The sequence below is a fragment of the Acidothermus cellulolyticus 11B genome (genome assembly GCF_000015025.1).
Classification (GTDB): Bacteria; Actinomycetota; Actinomycetes; order Acidothermales; family Acidothermaceae; genus Acidothermus; species Acidothermus cellulolyticus.
Map to the genome: position 1 here is coordinate 1,468,300 of NC_008578.1, position 20,505 is coordinate 1,488,804.

The window sequence follows — 20,505 nt, forward strand, 5'->3', positions numbered from 1 at the left end:
CACCCGCCAACCTCACGGACACGCACCCACAGCAAGCTGCTGACTATTTGCCGCGGGATTGACGACGGCATGCCACGGCGAAACGCTGGGATGGCTGTTACGGACCTCCAGACAGTACGCAGTCCCCACGCCGATCGGCGGAATCGGTTTGACGCTCAGGCTGTTCCCAGCGCTGAGCGTCCCGGTGACGCCGGCCGGATCGACGTCGGTCTTCACGGTGTAGCTGGCACCGGTGGTGTTGACCGTCAAACTCTGCGGTTGATCAACCATGACGCTCTGAATCGTCGTCAGAACGTGATGAAGGTCCGCCTTCTCACTCGCCTCGTAACCGCCGTTCTGGCGGTCGGCAAACAGGGGAATTGCTATCGCCGCGAGGACGCTAATGATGATCATGACGACGAGGAGCTCAAGAATCGTGAAGCCAGCGTCCCGCGGCCGCCTCTGACGAATGCGTGCCACCATGAGCGCCTTCCCGGCTTACAAGGGCATGCCCCTTCGGTTGACGATGACTCTCGGATCATCGGCCTGCGGGCGGCCGCGGCTTACCGTACGAATGGACGATTTCTGCGTGTCTCCGGTTCGGGCGACCGTCAGCCGCCCGAACCGGAGACCAGGTCGTAGATGTGGAAGATCGGCAGATACAGTGCGACGATCATGGAGCCGACGATGCCGCCGAGCAGAGCAATCATGATCGGCTCAATGAGGGCGGTCAGCGATTCGGTCATGGCTTCGACCTCTTGGTCGTAAAACTGCGCGATCTTCCCGAGCATGGTGTCGAGCGCGCCGGTGTCCTCACCGACCGCCATCATCTGCACCACCATGGGCGGAAAGATGGGGTGTGACGTGAGCGGCGCGGTCAAGGATTCCCCGCTCCGGATGCTGCCCTGCACGTCGCGGATCGCCCGAGCGAGCACGACATTCCCGGTGGTGTCAGCGACGATATCCAGGGCCTGCAGGATCGGCACGCCGGAGTGCATCATCGTGCCCAGGTTGCGGGCGAACCGGGCAAGGGCGAGCTTGCGGAAGAGCTGCCCGAAAATCGGCACCTTCAACTTGAAGGGGTCAACGACGTTGCGGACCGCTTCGGTCCGCCGAATCCGCGACCACGTAATCCCGCCGACAATCGCCAGCACGATGAGCACCGGTAACAGCACTTTCATGCTGTGCGAGAGGGTGACCAGGAACTGCGTCGGCGCCGGCAGTTTGCCGCCCAGCTGTTTGAACATCTTCGCGAAGACGGGGACGACGAAGGTGAGCATGCCGAGCACCGCGAGCAGCGAAATGCAGAGCACGACGACCGGATAGGTCATCGCCGACTTCACCTTGCTCCGGAGTTTCACCTCCGCCTCATAATTCGCGGCGATCTCCAACAGGACGGAGTCGAGGAACCCGCCGACCTCACCGGCGCGGATCATATTCACCATGAGCGGCGGAAACGCCCTGGGATGCTTGCTCATCGCCGCCGACAGGGAGCTCCCCGTTTCGACGTCATTGCGGACCTCGGTGAGGACCTTCTGCAACGCCTTGCTCTGTGTCTGCTCCCGCAGGATGGTTAGTGCCCGCAGCAACGAGAGCCCGGAGTTGATCATTGTGGCGAACTGGCGGGACATCACCGCCAGGTCCTTCATCTTCACCCGGTTGCCGAAGCCGGGAATGCTGATTTCTTTCTTCAGACCCGCATTCGCCACGTTGATGCTGATGGGGGCGAAACCCATCGCGCGGAGTCGTTGCGCGACCGCTGTTTCACTGTCGGCAGCCAGCGTGCCGGTGAGCAGTTTTCCGCTGCGGTCCCGAACGGAGTACTGGTAGGTCGCGGTCATCGTGTCGTCCTACTCATGCTCGGCCGACGAGTCGGTTGAAGTCTTCGACGTGGTGGCACTTCTCCAACCCCGTCTCGTAGGTAATCTTGCCGGATTTCACCAGCTCAGCGAGGCTCTGGTCCATCGTGTGCATGCCGTATTTCGCTCCGGCCTGCAGTGCGGAGTAAATCTGATGCGTCTTCCCTTCCCGGATGAGGTTCCGGATCGCAGGCGTTGCGACCAGCACTTCCGTCGCCACCACGCGCGCCCGGCCGTCCGCCGTTTTGCAGAGCGTCTGAGCGACGATGCCCTGGAGCGATCCGGCTAGCTGCACCCGGATTTGCTGCTGCTGATGGGGTGGGAAGACGTCGATGATGCGGTCGATGGTCTGTGCGGCGTCCTGGGTGTGCAAGGTCGCGAGCACCAGGTGTCCGGTTTCCGCCGCTGTCAAGGCAACCGAGATGGTCTCGAGGTCCCGCATCTCACCGACCAGGATGATGTCTGGGTCTTGCCGCAGCACGTGTTTGAGGGCATTGGCGAAGGAATGCGTGTCATCGCCGACTTCCCGCTGGTTGACCAGACACGACTTGTGGGTGTGCAGGAACTCGATGGGATCCTCGACCGTCATGATGTGGTCGCGGCGCTGCCGGTTCGCGATGTCGATGATGCCGGCGAGCGTCGTCGACTTTCCGGACCCGGTCGGCCCGGTGACGAGGACAAAACCGCGCGGCAGCATCGCGAAATTTGCGACGGCGGGCGGAATTCCCAAGTCCTCCAACTTTTTTATTTCGAAGGGAATGAGGCGGAACGCGGCGCCAAGTGCCTCACGCTGCCGGTACAGGTTGACCCGGAACCGCGCACGGCCGGGCACAGCGTACGCGAAGTCAAGTTCCAGCTCCTCTTCGAAGCGCTCCCGCTGTTTCTGGGTGAGAATCTCGTACATCATCTGGTGGATGACCGGCGGCGTCAGCACCGGCAAATCCTCCATCGGCACCAGACTGCCGTTGATGCGGAGCGTTGGCCGGGCCCCTGCGGTCAGGTGCAGGTCGGAGGCGTTGTGCTCGAGCACCCGGATCAGCATGTCGGTGAGGCTGACGCCCTCGAGCAGGCGCGGTTGGTCCATTCCGGTGCCCACCGTCGGGAAAGCCTCGCCCTGCGACGGCTGAATGCCGATCCCACTCGACGTCCCGACCACTCCCCCGTCAGCGGGCGGAGCGAGGGGTTGCAGCGCCGGTGCCGGAGACGAAGGGCTCGCAACTCCACGCGGCGGAGGAGTCGGCGCGGTCGGCGCCGGTGTAGGCGCCGGCGATGCGGCAAGCCCGGTGAACGGCGAGACGCCATTCCCGGCCACCGAGCTGCCGGACGCTGGGACACCGGATGGCGCACCCGTTCCCGGCGAGGGTGGAGGCGCGACGACCGACGGCAGCGGACCGAAGAGTGGATCGAAATCAGCGTTCGGCGCGTTCTGCGGCGATCCGCCCGCGGCGCCGGCCGGCGCAGGCACCTGCGCCGTCCCGGACGGCGCGCGGTCGGCGTCCGGATTAGCAAAGAAACCGTACGGCTCCACGCAGCTACCCCTTTCGGCGCAGATTTGCCCGTCGGCGACGAGCAGTCTCCTGCAGGCATCGGACACCAGGCGGCTTCCCTTGAGCTCCGCCAACCGGGCGCCGCCGGCGCAGACCCGGCCCGCCGCGTTGTCCACCCGCCAACCGGACCGGCAGCCGCTCCGCCAACCGGGCGCAATGCCGGTGCACCTCAGACGACCACGCGGAAAATCTCTTCGAGAGTCGTGACCCCGGCTGCGACTTTGCGCAGTCCGTCCTCGCGGAGGGTGACCATGCCCTGCTCACGGGCCACCCGGCCGATCGCCTCCGCGGAGGCCCGCTCCACGGCGAGTCGTTCGATCTCCTCAGTGACGGTCATGACCTCGTGCAGCGCAATCCGCCCCTTGTACCCCGTCTTCGCGCACGCCGCACAACCGACCGCCCGGTACAACGTGGGGAGCGGCTCGCCGTCCCGCCACGGGAATTTCGCCTCCCGCAGACTCTGCGGCGTCGGCATGTACGGTTCCTTGCATTTCTCGCAGAGCCGCCGGGCCAGTCGTTGCGCGAGAACACAGTCCAGGGCCGAGCCGACGAGGAACGGTTCAATCCCCATTTCGATAAGCCGGTTCACCGCGCTCGGCGCATCGTTGGTGTGCAGCGTCGACAGAACGAGGTGACCGGTCAATGCCGCCTCGATCGCGATCTGCGCCGTTTCGTGGTCCCGGATTTCGCCGATCAGCACGATGTCCGGGTCGGCGCGGAGAATCGTCCGCAGCGCCGACGCGAAGGTGAGACCCGCCTTGACGTTCGTTTGGATCTGGTTGATGCCTGGGAGCCGGTACTCCACCGGGTCTTCGACCGTGATGACGTTCTTCTCCACCGACGAAATAATGTTGATCGTCGCATAAAGGGTTGTCGACTTCCCCGATCCGGTGGGCCCGGTGACGAGAATCATCCCGTACGGCTTAGTAAAACTCGCCGAATAGCGGGCGTAATTGTCTTCGGCGAACCCGAGGTCGCTGAGGGTCAGAAGCGCGGTCGAGGTGTCCAGAATCCGCATGACAACTTTCTCGCCCCACACCGTCGGCAGCGAAGCGACCCGCAGGTCCACCTTCTTGCCGTTGACAGTCACCGACATGCGGCCGTCCTGCGGCACCCGGCGTTCCGCAATATTCATGTCCGCCATAATTTTCAGCCGGCTGATGACGCCGGACTGAATATTCCGCGGTGACCGCATCACCTCGTGCAGCACGCCGTCGATCCGGAACCGGACCCGCAAATCCCGCTCGGTCGGCTCGATGTGAATGTCCGACGCCCGGTCTTGCACCGCCTGGGTGATCAGCAGGTTGACGAATTTCACGATGGGCGCGTCCTCGACCACCTCGTCGAGGCTTGCCAGGTCTTCGGTCTCCTCAGCCGCCAGCGTGCTCGTCAGGTCGTCGAGTTCCTCGTCGGCGCGGTGGTACCGGTTGATGGCGGCCAACACGTCGGCCCGGGTCGCGACGACCGGCTTGACGTCCAGGCCGGTGATCGACCGGATGTCGTCGATGGCAAAGACGTTCGCCGGGTCGGCCATCGCGACGACGAGCTTGCCGTCTTCGTAACCGATCGGGAGCGCCGTGTACCGCCGGCAGACCGCCTCTGGCACCCGGGACACCGCCGAGCCGTCAATAGCGACGTCGGTCAGGTCGACGAACCGCAGGCCGATCTGGGTCGCCAAGGCGGCGACCAGCTGGGCTTCGGTCAGAATGCCTTGGTCGACGAGGACGCGACCGAGGCTGCGGCCGTTGCGTTGATGCTCGGCGTACGCGGCGGCGAGCTGTTCGGGGGTGACCAGGCCGCCTTCCAGAAGGATGTCGCCGAGTTGCTTCATCGTCACATCCCCCCATCGGCCGGAAGGCCGTCTCCGCTACCGGAATGCGCTCCAGGCCACCGAGGTTCCACCGCTGACCCCAGCCGCACCGATCTCCTGCCGCCGGCTCAGGCCTGCGCCGCCGCGACGTCATCCAGCGAATCGACGACCGCATACAACAAGGCGAGAAGCACGTTCTTCACCGACTCCCGATCGAGCGCATTACACGGCACGACCGGGGTCCGCTCATCGACGTCGAGGACATCCCGCACCCGGGCCGCCGTCTCCGGCTCCACCACGTCCGCGCGATTGAGCGCCACGACGAACGGAACGTTCGCCATCGCCCGGAAGGCGCGCAGGATTCCAACCGCTTCGTGCAAGGATTCGTCGCGTTCGGCGTCCACGAGCAGCACGTAACCGAGCATCCCCTCGCCGAGGATCTCCCACATGAAGTCGAACCGCTCTTGACCCGGCGTCCCGAAAAGGTAGAGCACAAGATCGTGATCGATCGTGATGCGCCCGAAGTCCATCGCGACGGTCGTTTCGTGCTTGCGGGCTCGGGTCTCGTCGGTGATCTCTTTCTCGGTGGAGAGAACCGTGATCTCACTGATCGTACGGATCAGTGTCGTCTTGCCAGCCGCGAAGGGACCGGTAATTACGATCTTCACTGCCTGGGCGCTGCCGCCCCGGCGTCCGCGTTTGATCGTCACGTGCCCCTCCCGACGAGTAGCGGCCAGCTCATTACAGCCCCCTCACCCCGGCGATCAGCCGAAGCAGCAGGCTCTTGTTGACGCTCGGGTCGCGCTCGATACGCGGTCGCGGCTCGGACGCCGGCGAGGCGAGCGCAGCAGCCGTGCCGACAACGCGCGGCTCCGGCGGCTCCTCGGGGTAGGCAGGCCGGCGCGGCGGCAGGAACGGTTCCGGGCGGGGCGGCACGACCGGCTGCCGGGTGTCCGGGATGAGCCGCGGGCCGGCGTCCGGTTTGGCGGCGGCAAGCACCGACGCAACCGTCGACGCGGCCGGCAGATCGGCGCTCTCGGGGTCGAACGCGAGCGCCGGATCCACGGCAGGTTCGCGCGCCGAGGCGGCTGTGCCCACGGCCGCGGCGGCCGGGCTGGCGGCGGCCGTGCCCCCGGGACTCGACGGGGTCGACGCTCGATCCGAGTCACCGCCGGTCTCCGGCTCGGCGGGTGCGGTCCGCTGCTCCGAGATCCGCGCGGACTCCGCCACGCCAGCCGAACCGCCGGCACCTCGATCCGCCGATGCGCCGCCGTCCAACCGGGACAACAGCTCGTGACGCCGGATGAGTCCGTCGACACCGCCGTCATCCTCGCCGCCGCGAACGATCAGCAACCGCCGTTCCACCAAACCCGCCAGGGTGGACACGACGGCGAAATCCCCCCGGCCGGCAAGCTGCACCAGCTCGGCAACGCTGCGCCGGCCGTCAACTAGCGCCAGCAGCGCCCACTCGGCCCGGGAGAGCCGGGGCTCCTCCCCGATGCAGACCGGGACGGCAAGGACCGTCTGCGGCGATGGGATGATCCGGCACGCCCGTTCCCAGACATCCAACCGGCTTCGCGCCTCGGCGATCACCTCGTCCGTCGCGAGCCGGACCCCGACGTCGTCGGGCGAAACCTCGTCCAGGCCGAACGAGAACTCTCCATCCGGCCAGCGAAGAAAGTCAAAGACAGCGTCCACAGCCTGATCCGTCACGACGCTGCGCAGCAAGGCGTCGTCGACCGCACCGGCGTCGAGCAGCGCACGGCCAACCCCGACGCCCTCACTCCTGGCACGTTCGACCGCCTGCTCGAGAACGCCGATCGGGACCTCAGCCGCCCCGATCAGCCGCCGGGCCAGCGATTGACGGCCGTTGTCGGCGAGTGCGCCCGTGATGGCGCCCTCCGCGAAGTAGACGCACCCGTGCTGGTTGCCACGGCGCAGGTGCAACCCGCCGGACTTCTTCGTGAAGCTGAGCAGCTGGAAGATGTCCGGAAGGCTGAAGGCGTCGAGCGAACCTTCGAGTTTCACGGTCGTCCTGTCCGGGATCGGGCGGGTGGGCTATCGGGGTCGCGGGCAACGAGCACGAGGCTCGGGATGGCATGCGGTCAATGCGATCACGACGCGGTCAGCCCCATCCCGGACGATCAGGAAGGACGCTGCCCGACGGGGTGTACGACGACCACGGTGCGGGTTCTGGTTCGGCCGGCTGTTCGGTGGGGGCGGCAGCCGCCGAGGGTTCACCGGTGGCGGCGGCGTACGCCGTCTGGTACGGCTCCCCGGAAACCGTCGGAAAGCCTCCCGGCGGGCCGGCGGACGGTGTCGGCGGCGGGGAGCCGGCGGGCACCGTGACGCCGTACTCGCGCATCGTGTAATCCGCAAGGGTTTCGCGGATCGTCTCAACCGGCGGTGCCGGCGGCGGAGCGGGCGTCCGTAGCACGTCGGCGACCTGGCTGGCGGCGAGCCGGATCTCGTACAGCATCATGCCGACCTTCGCCCCCGCCGACGTGACAGCGACCAGCACCCCCTCGTCCTGCGCCGCCACCAGAAACACGGTGCCGTTCTCCCCCTCGATGTACACCTGGGAGAGGGCGCCTCGGCCCAAGCCCTGAGTCGCGCGTTCCGCGAGCGACAACAACGCGGCGCTCATGGCCGCGACCCGGTCCTCGTCCATGTCCGCAGGGAGTGCCGATGCCATCGGCAGCCCATCGAACGAGACGACCGCTGCGGCCTCGATCCCCGGCGTCTGGCGGAGGAGGTCGTTGAGGATGCGGTCGAGACGGCTGGCCCGGCTGGTGGGATCAACGGGGACGGCGGACATCGGACAAACCCTCTTTCCGGGACGGGTGCGACGCGTGATGCGGCCTTCCGCTATCCCTTCGGCGGTCCTGCCGGAGGGCTTGAATACACCGGCGGCGCCGACGTCCCCGAAATTTCCACCATTGGATCTCGCGTCAACGTGGCGCAGCCGGGCACAATATCCGCTATGCGTCAACTGATCAATTCGCCTCGGGTCATGCTCATGCTCGCCGCAGCGGCGGCCGTCGGTGCACTGGCCGCCGTCCTTGCCGGTTTGTCGTTCGCCCTCGCCTCGGTCTTCGACACCGGCGCGGCCCACGACCTCCGGGTCGGCGCCGCATGGATCGGCTTCGCCGCGTGGTTGATCGCCATCGTCGCGGTGGCACGCCTCGGCTGGCAGCTGATCTTGGAGTCCCGCTGGACGCCGGTGGCCGAGATCGGCGGGGTCGTGATCTCCGTTCTTCTGATCACGATCGGCGCGTTGGTTGACGCCCTCGATGTGACCGGACGTCGGGGCAGCGGCGGCGGGGTTCTCGCCGCCGTCGGTTTCGGGTTGCTTGGCCTGGCGGTGCTGGTTGTCGCCGCCCGCCAGTCGATCGCCGAGTTCCGGGAGAACGTCCAGCCGCACCGGCGGTCCGCTTACCTGTGGTCGTTCGGCGCCGGAGCGGCGATTCTGTACGCGATCGCGGTGGGGTTGACGGACACACCGCTCGGATTGGCTGGAACCACGGACGTCACGCAGGGCGACCTCATCGCGTCCGGCGTGCTCGCCCTGCTCTGCTGGGCCGTGCTCATTGCCGTCGCGGCCGGTGCGCTCCGGGTCGGCATCGCCCGGTTGGCGACCGTCCAAGGGCTTGTCGTTGCGCTGGGCATCCTCGTGCTGAGCGCGATCGCGCTGATCGTGGCTGCCGCGACCCAGATCCCGGTCTCCGCAGACCTCACCGGGTTCCGGGTCGCGTTCTCGCTCCCGGAATTCCTCCTCGCAGTTGGACTGCTCGTCCTGGCGTCGATCTCAGCCGCGCGTGGGGACGCCTTCGGTGGTCTAGCCAGCCGGGTGCAGCCGGCTCCCCGCCCGGCGCCGGCACCGCCGGGCCCAACCACCCCGCCGGCGGCGGAGACGACACCGATGCCCGTCTCACCACCGGAACCACCGGGGGTCTGACCACCCCGCCCGGCAGGGCAGCGGGAACGCGCTCAGTCCAGCCGATCGCGGACCGCTGCCCGCATCGCGTCGATCGGTGCGGGTCGGCCGGTCCACTGCTCGACCTGAGCCGCCGCCTGGCGGACCAGAAGCTCCAGACCGCCGATGACCGTGCAACCGGCGGACCGTGCCGCTGCGGCGAGCGGCGTCGGCCACGGGTGGTAAATGACGTCGAAGACCACCTGGCCGGCGCGCAGCGGCGCCTCCCGGGCAACGCGGTCGGCGGCCCCCGCCGGCACCGTGGAGATCACAAGGGCGGCGTCGGCGACCGCGGCCAGACCCGGCCAGGCCGTGAAGGTGAGCTGGACGCCGAGCCGATCCGCGGCGGTCCGCAGCGCCGCAGCCCGGCCTTGGTCACGCACGACGACCCCGACCTCCGCCCAGCCGAATTCGCGGACCGCGGCCAGTGCGGCCGCCGCCGTCCCGCCGGCGCCGAGGACGACGACCCGGCCGGCGGCCGGCCGGGGATTCACGCCGCGCAGCGCGGCGACCATGCCGGTGACGTCGGTGTTGTCGCCGACCCGACGCCGCCGGGCCGGCTCGTCGAGGAACGTCACGGTGTTCACCGCGCCGACGTCACGGGCCAGCGGGCTCACGTCGTCCAGAAGGGGAAGCACGGCGCGTTTGAGCGGCATGGTCAGTGAGAGGCCAACGAATTCCGGGCCGAGCTCGTCGAGGAGCGTGCCCAACCGGGTCTCGTCGCACTCGATCGCGTCGTACGACCAGTCCAGCCCGAGCGCCCGGTACGCCGCGCGGTGCAGCACCGGCGAGAGCGAATGGTCAATCGGGGATCCGAGCACCGCGGCCCGGCGGCGGAGAACGGCCGGCCCAGCGCCGTCCGCGGCCGGGCTCGGGTCGCCCAGGCGGGTCACGCCGTCCGCTGCCCGGCTCGTGCCAGCCGGGTCATCACCGATCCCGGTCCTGCGGGTCACGTCATCACCCACCCGGGTCACGGCGTCGGAGCCGTCGCCGACGCCGCGTACGAGGCCTGCACCTGCGCCCGTAACTTCTCAAATTCCTTCTGCGAGGCGGTGAACGTCGTCTCGCCGGTCACCGGGTCGGTCGTCACGAAGTACAGGTAATCGCCGTGCGCAGGATGCAGCGCCGCGAGCAGGGCGGCCTTGTCCGGTGAGTCGATGGGCGTCGGCGGCAGCCCCGTGTGCAGGTACGTGTTGTACGGCGACTCGGTTTTCAGATCGCTCTGGGACAGCAGGAATTTCGACGTGCCGAGTGCGTAGTTCACCGTCGAGTCCAGTTGCAGCGGCATGCCGCGGTGCAGCCGGTTGAGGATGACCTCGGCGACCAACGGATAGTCCTGCGGCCGTTTCACTTCCGCCTCGATCAGGCTCGCGATGATCACGACCTGGTAGGGCGTCAGGCCAAGCTGCTTGGCACCGGCTTCGAGGTCGATCGAGGCGGCGACCTGGCGGAACGTCGCCACCATTTCGCTGAGCAGGCTGGTCGCCGTCGTGGATTCGTCGACGTTGTAGGTGGCCGGGTACAGGAAACCCTCGGCCTGGCCGTGTGCGTATGCCGGCAGGCCGAGTGCGTCCGGCTTGGCCAACGCGGCCTGCAGCTCGGCCACCGAGATGCGGCTATGGCTTGCGATGATCTGCAGCGTCTTCGACAGCCGCATGCCTTCCGGAATCGTGACCCGCGCTCCAACGAACGACGTCGGGTCGAGGAGCAGGCCGAGCGCCGCCTGCGCGGACATGTGCAGCCGGAGTTTGTACACACCCGGCTGGATGTTCTGCGCCTGCTCGTTGACCTGTGCCGCATCCACAAATGCCGTCACGCTCTTCACGACCCCGTCGGCGACCAACGTGCGGCCGATGTCGGTGAGCGAATCCCCGGGATGAACCTCCACGAGCACGGTGCCGCTGCCGTCGCCGACCCAATCGTTGGCCTCCGTGGGATGGAAGACCTTGCCCGCCAGCAGGACACCGCCGGCGACGAGCGCGACGACCAGGGCGAGGGAGACGCCGATCGCCGGAATTTGGAGCAGCCGGCGATACAGCGGAGGCTTCGGGGGGTGCGGCTCCAGGCCGAGGTCGAAAATGTCCGTCACGTCACCCTGCCTCCCGGCGCCGAGCCGCGGCGGTGTCGTCCGGGTCGGCGGGGGTGACCAGCCGGCCGGGCGGCCGGCCGGTGGCGCGTTCGGCGTCCAATGCGTCCTGCAGGAGGATCGCGGCGGCAAGCTGATCCACAACCGCCCGCCGCTGCCGGCCGGCGAGTCCAGCCGATTGCAGCCGCCGGTCGGCGTGCACCGTGGTGAACCGCTCGTCGACCAGCCGGACCGGCACCGGGTGCACGGCTGTCGCCAGCCGGCGGGCGTACCCGGCAATGTCCCGGGCTGCGGCACCCGCGGTACCGCGGAGCGAGACCGGCAGGCCGACGACAACCTCGACAGCGCCGCGCTCCTCGACGAGCTGGGCAAGGCGGCGCAGCTCACCGGCTCCGGAAGCGTCACGCGGCAGTGTCTCGGCCGGTACGGCGAGCCGCCCGTCGGGATCGCTGACCGCGACACCGATCCGTACCGTGCCGACGTCGACGCCGATCCGCACTCCCGGTCGCACGGCTGTGTCGCCCATGGTTGGTAGTGTCACCCGACCTGGGCGCGGACGGCGTCCAGCGCGGCCGACACCGCGTCGTCCACCGCCGCAGGATTCGTCCCGCCGCCTTGCGCGAAGTCCGGGCGGCCGCCGCCACCGCCGCCCAACCGCTTGGCCGCGACGCCGACCAGCTCGCCCGCCTTGACCCCGCGGGCGAGCGCCTCGCTCCCGACCGCGGCGACGACCACCGGCCGGCCGCCCGCAACACCGGCCAGGACGACGACCGCACTGCCGCCAAGCCGCTGGCGGAGATCGGTGGCGAGCAGCCGGAGCCCGTCGGCGTCCACCCCGTCACCGTCCACCCGGGCGGCGACGACCGCCAGGCCGCCGACGTCCACCCGGGCGGCGGCAAGCCGCGGTGCCTCGGCCAGGAGCCGGGCCTGCCGGAGTTTCTCCAGCTCCTTCTCGGCGTCCCGCAGTCGGGCGAGCATGCCGGCGATCCGGTCAGGAAGCTCGTCCGCGGGTGCCTTGAGCTGTTCGGCGAGCTGGGAGACCAACACGGCCTCCCGGGCCAGGTACCGGTAGGCGTCCAGCCCGACCAGTGCCTCGATCCGGCGCACTCCGGCACCGATCGACGACTCACTGACGATCTTGATGACGCCGAGGTGGCCGGTGTGCGGAACGTGGGTGCCGCCGCAGAGCTCCCGCGACCAATCCCCAATTGAGATCACTCGCACCTGGTCGCCGTACTTCTCCCCGAACATGGCGATCGCGCCGCTGGCAATGGCCTCCTGCTGGCGCATGATCTGCGCGGTGACCTCGAGATCGTGCAGGAGGAGGTCGTTGACCCGCTCCTCCACCTCCCCGAGCACCGAGGGAGGTACGGCGCTGGGATTGGTGAAGTCGAACCGGAACCGGCCGGGCGCGTTCTCCGACCCGGCTTGCGCCGCGGTGTCCCCGAGGAACTCCCGGAACGCCTTGTGCACCATGTGGGTCGCCGTGTGCGACCGGGAGATCGCCCATCGCCGGTCGACGTCGATGCGGGCGAGGACCGTCTCCCCCACGGTGATCTCACCGTCGGCCACCCGGCCGCGGTGCACGATGAGCCCGGGCAGCGGTTGCTGGACGTCGTCCACGTCGATCCGGCCGGCGGCGAACTCGAGGACGCCGTGGTCCGGCAGCTGGCCGCCGCCTTCGGCGTAGAACGGCGTGCGGTCCAGCACCACCTCGACCCGCTGGCCGGCGTGGGCCGCGGGCACCGCAGCCCCGTCGACGAGAAGGCCGCGGACGACGGCTTCCCCGCTGCGTTCGGTGTAGCCGGTGAATTCCACCGGGCGGCCGAGCAGCTCCGCCGCCGCACGGTACGCCGCCCGATCGGCGGCCCCGGTCTTCCTCCGCTCCGCATCTTCCTTGGCCCGTCGCCGCTGCTCGGCCATGAGGGCGCGGAACCCCTCCTCGTCGACGGTCACGCCCTGCTCGGCGGCCATCTCCAGGGTGAGATCGATGGGAAAGCCGTACGTGTCGTGCAGCACGAACGCCTGCTCCCCGGAGAGGACCCCGCCGCCGGCTTCCCGAACCGCGGCCTCGAACCGTGCGGTGCCCGCGGCCAGCGTCGAGAAGAACGAGGCCTCCTCGCCGTCGGCGACCGCGAAAATCCGCTCGGCGTTCCGGCTGAGTTCGGGGTATTGCGGCGTGAACACCGCAATCGCGGTGGCGACCAGCTCGTGCATGGTCGGTTCCCGGGCGCCGAGCAGCCGCATCGCGCGGACCACCCGGCGCATGAGCCGCCGCAGCACGTACCCGCGTTCCTCGTTGGACGGGACGACGCCGTCGTTGACGAGCATGGTGATGGCCCGGATATGGTCGGCGACCATGCGCAGCCGGACGTCGTTCTGGCCCCCGGACCCGTACCGCTGGCCGGTCAGTTCAGCGGCCTTGTCCAGGATCGGCCGGGTGGTGTCGATCTCATAAATGTTGTCGACACCCTGGAGAATGGCCGCCATCCGTTCCAGACCCATTCCGGTGTCGATATTCTTCGCCGGCAATTCGCCGAGAATCGGGTAATTGTCCTTGGCGCCGCCCGGGCCGCGTTCATATTGCATGAAAACGAGGTTCCAGACCTCGAGGTAGCGTTCCTCGTTGGCGACAGGGCCGCCGCCGACGCCGAATTCCGGCCCCCGGTCGTAGTAGATTTCGCTGCACGGACCGCAGGGACCCGGCACGCCCATCGACCAGAAATTGTCCGCCATGCCGCGGCGCTGGATGCGGTCGACCGGCAGACCGACCACCCGGTGCCAAATATCGGCGGCTTCGTCATCGTCGGTGTAGACCGTGACCCACAGTCGGTCGGGTGCGAAACCGTAACCGCCGTCGGCGACCGGCGTGGTGAGCAATTCCCAGGCCAGGGGAATCGCGGTTTCCTTGAAGTAGTCGCCAAAGGAGAAATTGCCGCACATGTGAAAGAACGTCGCGTGCCGGGTCGTCTTGCCGACCTCGTCAATGTCCGGTGTGCGCAGCACTTTCTGCACGCTGGTCGCGCGCGGCCAGGGGGCGGGTGCGTCGCCGCGGAAATACGGTTTGAACGGTTGCATGCCGGCGACGACAAAGAGCAATTCGGGATCGTCGGCGACCAGCGGGGTCGACGGGACGACGACGTGGTCGCGTTTCTCGAAGAATGCCAGCCACCGACGGGCTATTTCCGCGGACTCCATCGGTCCTCGCTCACCGGTCCTTCGTCCGTCAACGCCTCCTGGAGTTCGGCTTCGCGTTCCGCCATTGCGGCGCGTACGTCGTCGATGAACCCGCGGATCGCCGCGGCAACGCCCGCCCCGCTCCGCCGCGCCTGGTCGGCGAGCCCCCCGGGGGTGAGCCGATCAGCGGCGCGCATCACCCGGCGGGCGACGACTACGCCGACGCCGACGCCGACCGCGAGATAGAAGACTCGCTTCATCATCGCGCTGGTTCCGCGGACTCGCTCGTCGCCGCCTTGCGGGCGGCCTTCATCTCCGCCCGCACGCGCTTCTCAACGTCCCGGCGTTTACGGTCGGCGATCGCCCGCCGCACGCCGTACGTGAACGCGGCCACCTTGATGACCGGGCTGCCGAGGGTCGCGGCGAACAGTGAGGTCAGCCCGGAAATGTTCGTCGTCACCTGCTGGACGTTGGCCGTGATGGCGTCCACCCGTTCGAGTTGGTGGTTGGCGTGGTCGACCGTCGTGTTCACCCCGCGGATCAGTGGCACGGTCTCGTCGGTCACGCCACGGACGAGGCGTCGCGCCTCGTCCAGCACCTTCCCGAGCTTGATCAGTGGGACGGCGGCGAGCCCGACCAGGAGCACAAAGGCTCCAGCGGCGATGATTCCGGCGATGTCACCGACAGACATCCTCTTCTCCCCTCGCCGTGGACGGCATCCCGTGGGCGGTCGGTGCGGTCTCGGTCGGCGCGGTCGCGCCACCGCCGGAATGACCGGTCGTCGGTGCGCCGGCCGCCTCGCCCGAGGATATCGATCCGCCGCCGCGCAGCGCAGCCCGGATCGCGGCAAGCCGGTCGGCGATCTTCGCTTCGTGGCCGTGGCGGCTCGGCTGGTAGTAGACCCGCCCGGCGAGCTGGTCCGGTGCGTACTGCTGGGCGACGATCCCGGCCGGATCGTCGTGCGGATAGCGGTAACCGACCCCGTGGCCGAGCCGGGCCGCGCCCGGGTAGTGGGCGTCGCGGACATGGAGCGGAACCGGTCCGGCGAGCCCGGCGCGGACGTCGTCCAGCGCTGCGCTGAGCGCCCGGGTCACCGCGTTGGACTTCGGCGCGACGGCAAGCGCGATGACGGCATGCGCCAGGGTGAGGCCTGCCTCCGGCAGGCCGATGAAGGCGACCGCGTGGTAGGCGGCAACCGCGGTCGGTAAGGCAGCCGGATCGGCCAGCCCGATGTCTTCACTCGCCAGAATCACCAACCGGCGGGCGATGAACCGCGGGTCCTCCCCCGCCTCGAGCATCCGGGCCAGGTAGTGCAGGGCCGCATCCACATCGCTGCCCCGGACCGACTTGATCAGCGCACTGGCCACGTCGTAATGCTGATCGCCCTGCCGGTCGTAGCTGGGCAGCGCCCGGCTGGCGGCTCCCTCGACCTCGGCGACGTCGATCACCGGTTGATCGGGCTGGGCCGCGGCCTCCAGGTAGGTCAGGGCCCGGCGGGCGTCTCCGCCGGCGAGCCGGATAAGCCTCTCCTCCGCCGCCGGGGTGAGGGTGTGCCGGCCGGCCAGCCCGCGGGGATCGACGACCGCGCGGCGGATGACGGTCCGCAGCTCGTCGTCGCTGAGCGGCTGCAAGGTGAGCAGCACCGCGCGGGACAGCAACGGCCCGATCACACTGAAGGACGGGTTCTCCGTGGTAGCGCCGATCAGCGTGACGATGCCGTTCTCGACCGCCGGAAGCAGGCTGTCCTGCTGGGCTTTGGAAAACCGGTGAACTTCGTCGAGGAACAAGACGGTTCCCCGTCCGGACGCCGCACGCTCCCGGCGGGCAGCCGCGATCACGTCGCGCACGTCCTTGACGCCCGCGGCGACCGCGGAGAGCTCGACGAACCGGCGTCCGGACGCGTGGCTGACGAGATACGCCAGCGTCGTCTTGCCGCTGCCCGGCGGCCCCCAGAGCAGGAGCGACGGGGCGGTTGCCTGCGGGTCGTCGAGCAGGCGGCGCAGCGGGGTGCCGGGGGCGAGGAGGTGTTGCTGGCCGACGAATTCGTCGATCGTGCGCGGCCGCATCCGGACAGCCAGCGGAGCGTGGGCGGAGGGTGACGTCTGTCCGTGGGCGGAGGGTGACGTCCGCTCGTGGGCCAACTCTGCGTCGGAGAAGAGCCGGTCGCCGGTGCCATCCACGCCTGCGACCCTACGCGGATTGCCTCCCCGGCGGCCGGCCTGCGGCGGCGTACGGGTCGGCGTCGATGCCGGCCTCCTTCCGCTGCTCTGGAGTGATCGGCGTCGGAGCTCCGGTGAGCGGGTCGGTGCCGGACGCGGTCTTCGGAAACGCGATCACGTCCCGGATCGACTCCACACCGGCGAGCAGAGCGGCGATCCGGTCCCACCCGAAGGCGATCCCACCGTGCGGAGGCGGCCCGTACCGGAAGGCCTCCAAGAGGAAGCCGAACTTCGCGTTCGCCTCCGCTTCGGAAATGCCGAGGACCTCGAACACCCGCTGCTGGACATCGGCCCGGTGGATACGGATCGAACCACCGCCGATCTCGTTGCCGTTGGCGACGATGTCGTACGCCGCCGCCAGCGCCTCCCCGGGTTTGTCGGCGAACCGGTCCATCCACTCCGGCTTCGGCGCGGTAAACGGGTGGTGCACCGAGGTCCAACCGCCGGCGCCGTCCGGCTCGAACAACGGCGGGTCGACGATCCAGCACAGCGACCACGCCGGCGCGCCGGACGCCGGGTCGGTCAACCGGCACCGGCGGGCGATCTCCAGCCGGACGGCGCCGAGGAGTTCCTGACTCGCCCGCTGCTCTCCGGCGGCGAAGAAAATCGCGTCACCGGGCCGGGCGCCGGTCGCAGCGGGAAGCCCGGCACGTTCGGCGTCGGAGAGGTTCTTGGCGATCGGCCCGGTGAGCTCCGCACCGACGAGAACGTACGCGAGTCCCTTCGCGCCGCGGGAGCGGGCGAACGTCGTCCATTCGTCCAGCTCAGATCGGCTCTGACCCGCACCGCCCGGCATCACCACGGCGCCGACGTAAGGGGCCTGGAAAATCCGCAGCGAGGTGCCGGCAAAGAATTTCGTGAGGTCGACAATTTCCTGGCCGAACCGCAAATCCGGTTTGTCGGAACCGAATCGGCGCATCGCCTCGGCGTACGTGAGCCGCGGCAACGGGAGGGCAAGCTCCACCCCGGCGAGCTGGCTCCACAGCGTGGCGATGACGTCCTCGGCGAGCGCCATGACGTCGTCCTCGGTGACGAAACTCATCTCAATGTCCAGCTGGGTGAATTCCGGTTGGCGGTCGGCCCGGAAATCCTCATCCCGGAAACACCGGGCCAGCTGGTAATACCGCTCCAGCCCGGCCACCATCAGCAATTGCTTGAACAATTGCGGGGATTGCGGAAGCGCGTACCAATGCCCGGGCTGCAGCCGGGCCGGCACGAGGAAATCCCGCGCCCCTTCCGGCGTGGAGCGAGTAAGGTACGGCGTCTCCACCTCCACGAACCGGTGCCGGGCCATCACCTCACGAGCCAGCCGGTTCATCTCCGACCGGAGCCGCAACGCCCGGGCCGGTCCGGGACGCCGCAGGTCGAGGTACCGGTATTTCAGCCGGGTCTCCTCGTTCACCTCCACCGGACCGGTCACCGGGAACGGCAGCGGCGCCGCCTCCGAGAGCACCTCGATCTCGTCGGCCACCACCTCGACGTCCCCGGTCTCGAGCTCCGGGTTCTCATTGCCCGCCGGACGCAGCCGCACTTCGCCTGCCACCCGGAGGCAGAATTCCGCCCGCACCCGGGACGCCACCTGCCCGGCGACGCCCTCGCGCGCCACAACCTGGACGATGCCGGAGGCGTCCCGCAGGTCGAGGAAGACCACTCCACCGAGGTCACGACGCCGGGCGACCCAGCCGGCGAGCACGACCCGGCTGCCGGCGTCCGCCGGCCGCAACGTCCCGGCTTCGTGCGTCCGGATCACTCGTTCCTCTCCTTCTCCTCGAGGACGCCGACCAGCCGCGGCCACCGGTCATCCTCCGGGGGTTGCCAACTGCCGGCATCCGCGGCGTATTGGTCGCCGCTGCGAATGTCCTTCACACTGTCCGGCGCGCCGGGGAACCAGACGAACGGGATCCCGCGCCGGCTGGCGTACTGGATCTGCTTACCGTACTTGGCCGCGGACGGCGAAACGTCCGCCGGAATCCCCCGGGACCTGAGCTGCCGGGCGATCCGGTCCGCTTCAGGGCGCCGCTCCTCGGACGGGACGGCGACCAGCACGCAGGTCGGAACCGACCGGCTCGCAGTCACCTGGGTGAGCATCCGGGCGAGCAGCCGCGACACCCCGATCGACATGCCGACCCCCGGGTAGCGGGTGGTCCCCTCGGCGGCGAGGTTGTCGTACCGGCCGCCGGAGCTGATCGAGCCGAGGTCTTCGTGTCCGGCGAGCGCCGTCTCGTACACAGTGCCGGTGTAGTAGTCCAGGCCTCGGGCGATCCGCAGGTCGACTTCGACCAGGCCGGGCCAGACGGCTTCGACACCGTCGACGACCCGGGCGAGTTCCGCCAGCCCGTCGTCGATGAGCTCCCCGGTCAGGCCGAGTTTCCGTACCCGCTCCGCGACGTCCCGCCCGCGAATCTCCGCGAGCGCCAGGCAGGTGCGGGCGGCGGCGGCGGACAATCCGCTGTGCGCGACAAGTTCCCGCTCCACCGCGTCCGGGCCGATTTTGCCGAGTTTGTCGACGATCCGCAGCACTGTCGGGACGTCGCGGGCGCCCAATGCCCGATAGCACCCTTCGGCGAGTTTGCGGTTGTTCACCTGGATGCGCACCGGCGGGATCGGCAGCGCGGCCAGTGCCTCGGCAATGACGAGGGGCAATTCAATCTCGTAATGCGCGGCGAGGTCACCGCGGTCGACAATGTCGATGTCCGCTTGGGTGAATTCCCGGAAGCGTCCTTCCTGCGGCCGCTCGCCGCGCCACACCTTCTGGATCTGGTAGCGGCGGAACGGGAATGTCAGCCGTCCCGCGTTCTCCACGACGTACCGGGCGAACGGCACGGTGAGGTCGAAGTGCAGTCCGAGCCCGGTACCGGCGTCGTCATCGTCGGCATGCAGCCGGCGGAGCACGTAAATTTCTTTCTCAACGTCGCCGCCGCGGAGCAGCCGATCGAGCGGTTCGACGGCCCGGGTGTGCAGCGGGGTGAAGCCGTGCAGCTCGAAGACCCGCCGGATCCGCTCGATGACAAGCTGTTCGGCGATCTGTTCGGCCGGCAGCCACTCCGGAAACCCGGAGAGTGACGTAATCACTGTGGCTCCCGGGCTGCTCGAAGGCCGGCAGGCCGGGCCAGGCCGCGCAGGAAGGGATTCGCCGCCCGCTCCCGGCCAAGGGTGGTCCGCGGGCCGTGACCAGGCAGGACGACGGTCTCATCCGGCAGGTCGGCCGCGGCAGCGATCCGGGTCAGGCTGGCGCTCATCGCCGCCGGATCGCCGCCGGGCAGGTCGGTTCGGCCGATCGAGCCGGCGAAGAGCAGATCCCCGGAGAAGAGCAGATCCCCGGAGAGGAGCCGATCAGCGGAAGGGTGCCGATCCCCGGCGAGGTGCAGATCCCCGGTAGCCGTTGCCGGCAGGTAGAAGACCACCGAACCCTCGGTGTGCCCGGGCGTGTGCAGGACGCGAATCCGCAATCCTGCAACGTCCAGCCACTCCCCGTCCGCCAGCGGCCGCACGTCGTCCGGTTCGTCGAGACGCACCCCGAGCAGGCCGAGGGAGCCGAGGACCTCCGGCGGGAAGGTCGCCGCCGGATCCGCCAGCCGATACCGGTCGGCGGGGTGCAGGTACGCCGGGGTGCCATGCGCCGAGCAGAGCGGATACACCGACCACGTGTGATCGAGGTGACCGTGGGTGAGCAGGACGGCGACCGGGTGGAGGCGGTGGGTCGCCAAGGCCTCCGCTACGGCTGGTACGGCATCCTGCCCGGGGTCGACGATGATGCAGTGCTCACCCGGTCCGGCGGCGAGGAGGTAGCAGTTGGTGGCGAAGACGCCGGCGGGAAATCCGACGACGAACACGGCCACCTCGTTCTCGCTC

Annotated in this window: 18 protein-coding genes; 1 reads left to right on the top strand and 17 read right to left on the bottom strand. The window is 68.9% G+C overall.

From position 1 onward, the window contains the following. Positions 1–12: 12 nt before the first annotated feature. From ACEL_RS06785 to ACEL_RS11955, 7 genes are all read right to left on the bottom strand, one after another. Positions 13–462, bottom strand: a complete 450-nt coding sequence (locus ACEL_RS06785; protein WP_011720154.1) for a type II secretion system protein — start codon at positions 460–462, stop codon at positions 13–15. Positions 463–590: 128 nt separating this feature from the next. After that, positions 591–1,820, bottom strand: a complete 1,230-nt coding sequence (locus ACEL_RS06790) for a type II secretion system F family protein (protein ID WP_011720155.1) — start codon at positions 1,818–1,820, stop codon at positions 591–593. Between the two features lie 13 nt (positions 1,821–1,833). Continuing rightward, positions 1,834–3,501, bottom strand: coding sequence for a type IV pilus twitching motility protein PilT (locus ACEL_RS06795; protein ID WP_202943337.1), 1,668 nt, complete (start codon positions 3,499–3,501; stop codon positions 1,834–1,836). 53 nt (positions 3,502–3,554) lie between these two features. Continuing rightward, positions 3,555–5,216: a GspE/PulE family protein gene (locus tag ACEL_RS06800; protein ID WP_011720157.1), complete on the bottom strand. Its 1,662-nt coding sequence runs from the start codon at positions 5,214–5,216 to the stop codon at positions 3,555–3,557. A gap of 107 nt (positions 5,217–5,323) precedes the next feature. After that, positions 5,324–5,905: a GTP-binding protein gene (locus tag ACEL_RS06805; RefSeq protein ID WP_011720158.1), complete on the bottom strand. Its 582-nt coding sequence runs from the start codon at positions 5,903–5,905 to the stop codon at positions 5,324–5,326. 31 nt (positions 5,906–5,936) lie between these two features. Then, entirely contained in the window at positions 5,937–7,223 is a 1,287-nt protein-coding gene (locus tag ACEL_RS06810; RefSeq protein WP_011720159.1) for a DUF4388 domain-containing protein, read from the bottom strand. A gap of 97 nt (positions 7,224–7,320) precedes the next feature. Further along, positions 7,321–8,013 carry a roadblock/LC7 domain-containing protein gene (locus ACEL_RS11955; RefSeq protein ID WP_011720160.1) on the bottom strand — a complete coding sequence of 231 codons (693 nt, stop codon included), beginning with the start codon at positions 8,011–8,013 and terminating at the stop codon, positions 7,321–7,323. A 165-nt stretch (positions 8,014–8,178) separates the two neighbouring features. On the opposite strand from ACEL_RS11955, the gene ACEL_RS06820 reads away from it, so the two are divergent. Further along, positions 8,179–9,153, top strand: coding sequence for a hypothetical protein (locus ACEL_RS06820; RefSeq protein ID WP_041834991.1), 975 nt, complete (start codon positions 8,179–8,181; stop codon positions 9,151–9,153). A 32-nt stretch (positions 9,154–9,185) separates the two neighbouring features. Here the strand turns inward: ACEL_RS06820 and ACEL_RS06825 are convergent, their stop codons facing one another. The 10 genes from ACEL_RS06825 to ACEL_RS06870 all read right to left on the bottom strand — a co-directional run bounded on the left by ACEL_RS06825 (position 9,186) and on the right by ACEL_RS06870 (position 20,486). After that, positions 9,186–10,124, bottom strand: a complete 939-nt coding sequence (locus ACEL_RS06825; protein ID WP_011720162.1) for a shikimate dehydrogenase — start codon at positions 10,122–10,124, stop codon at positions 9,186–9,188. Positions 10,125–10,141: 17 nt separating this feature from the next. Beyond that, complete coding sequence (gene mltG / locus ACEL_RS06830; protein WP_011720163.1) at positions 10,142–11,260, bottom strand: endolytic transglycosylase MltG; 1,119 nt, start codon at positions 11,258–11,260, stop codon at positions 10,142–10,144. Between the two features lies 1 nt (position 11,261). Then, entirely contained in the window at positions 11,262–11,783 is a 522-nt protein-coding gene (gene ruvX, locus ACEL_RS06835; RefSeq protein WP_011720164.1) for a Holliday junction resolvase RuvX, read from the bottom strand. A gap of 11 nt (positions 11,784–11,794) precedes the next feature. Then, a complete protein-coding gene (gene alaS / locus ACEL_RS06840) occupies positions 11,795–14,455 on the bottom strand; it encodes an alanine--tRNA ligase (RefSeq protein WP_011720165.1) in 2,661 nt (886 codons plus the stop codon). Next, positions 14,437–14,697, bottom strand: a complete 261-nt coding sequence (locus ACEL_RS06845) for a DUF6167 family protein (RefSeq protein WP_011720166.1) — start codon at positions 14,695–14,697, stop codon at positions 14,437–14,439. The genes alaS and ACEL_RS06845 overlap by 19 nt, the downstream gene beginning before the upstream one ends. Then, entirely contained in the window at positions 14,694–15,125 is a 432-nt protein-coding gene (locus tag ACEL_RS06850) for a DUF948 domain-containing protein (protein ID WP_011720167.1), read from the bottom strand. The genes ACEL_RS06845 and ACEL_RS06850 overlap by 4 nt, the downstream gene beginning before the upstream one ends. Beyond that, positions 15,112–16,500, bottom strand: coding sequence for a replication-associated recombination protein A (locus ACEL_RS06855; protein ID WP_148204675.1), 1,389 nt, complete (start codon positions 16,498–16,500; stop codon positions 15,112–15,114). Before ACEL_RS06855 ends, ACEL_RS06850 begins: the two co-directional genes overlap by 14 nt. A 124-nt stretch (positions 16,501–16,624) precedes the next feature. Next, positions 16,625–18,403, bottom strand: coding sequence for an aspartate--tRNA ligase (gene aspS, locus ACEL_RS06860; protein ID WP_011720169.1), 1,779 nt, complete (start codon positions 18,401–18,403; stop codon positions 16,625–16,627). Beyond that, positions 18,400–19,725, bottom strand: a complete 1,326-nt coding sequence (hisS, locus tag ACEL_RS06865; RefSeq protein ID WP_011720170.1) for a histidine--tRNA ligase — start codon at positions 19,723–19,725, stop codon at positions 18,400–18,402. The genes aspS and hisS overlap by 4 nt, the downstream gene beginning before the upstream one ends. Next, positions 19,722–20,486: an MBL fold metallo-hydrolase gene (locus tag ACEL_RS06870; RefSeq protein ID WP_041835543.1), complete on the bottom strand. Its 765-nt coding sequence runs from the start codon at positions 20,484–20,486 to the stop codon at positions 19,722–19,724. The genes hisS and ACEL_RS06870 overlap by 4 nt, the downstream gene beginning before the upstream one ends. Positions 20,487–20,505 lie beyond the last annotated feature (19 nt).

Coding starts and splice junctions, on each gene's coding strand:
- ACEL_RS06850 (WP_011720167.1), bottom strand. CDS start 15,125: ATGTCTGTCGGTGACATCGCCGGAATCATCGCCGCTGGAGCCTTTGTG.
- ACEL_RS06785 (WP_011720154.1), bottom strand. CDS start 462: ATGGTGGCACGCATTCGTCAGAGGCGGCCGCGGGACGCTGGCTTCACG.
- ACEL_RS06855 (WP_148204675.1), bottom strand. CDS start 16,500: ATGCGGCCGCGCACGATCGACGAATTCGTCGGCCAGCAACACCTCCTC.
- ACEL_RS06820 (WP_041834991.1), top strand. CDS start 8,179: ATGCGTCAACTGATCAATTCGCCTCGGGTCATGCTCATGCTCGCCGCA.
- ACEL_RS06790 (WP_011720155.1), bottom strand. CDS start 1,820: ATGACCGCGACCTACCAGTACTCCGTTCGGGACCGCAGCGGAAAACTG.
- ACEL_RS06800 (WP_011720157.1), bottom strand. CDS start 5,216: ATGAAGCAACTCGGCGACATCCTTCTGGAAGGCGGCCTGGTCACCCCC.
- ACEL_RS06845 (WP_011720166.1), bottom strand. CDS start 14,697: ATGATGAAGCGAGTCTTCTATCTCGCGGTCGGCGTCGGCGTCGGCGTA.
- alaS (WP_011720165.1), bottom strand. CDS start 14,455: ATGGAGTCCGCGGAAATAGCCCGTCGGTGGCTGGCATTCTTCGAGAAA.
- ruvX (WP_011720164.1), bottom strand. CDS start 11,783: ATGGGCGACACAGCCGTGCGACCGGGAGTGCGGATCGGCGTCGACGTC.
- ACEL_RS11955 (WP_011720160.1), bottom strand. CDS start 8,013: ATGTCCGCCGTCCCCGTTGATCCCACCAGCCGGGCCAGCCGTCTCGAC.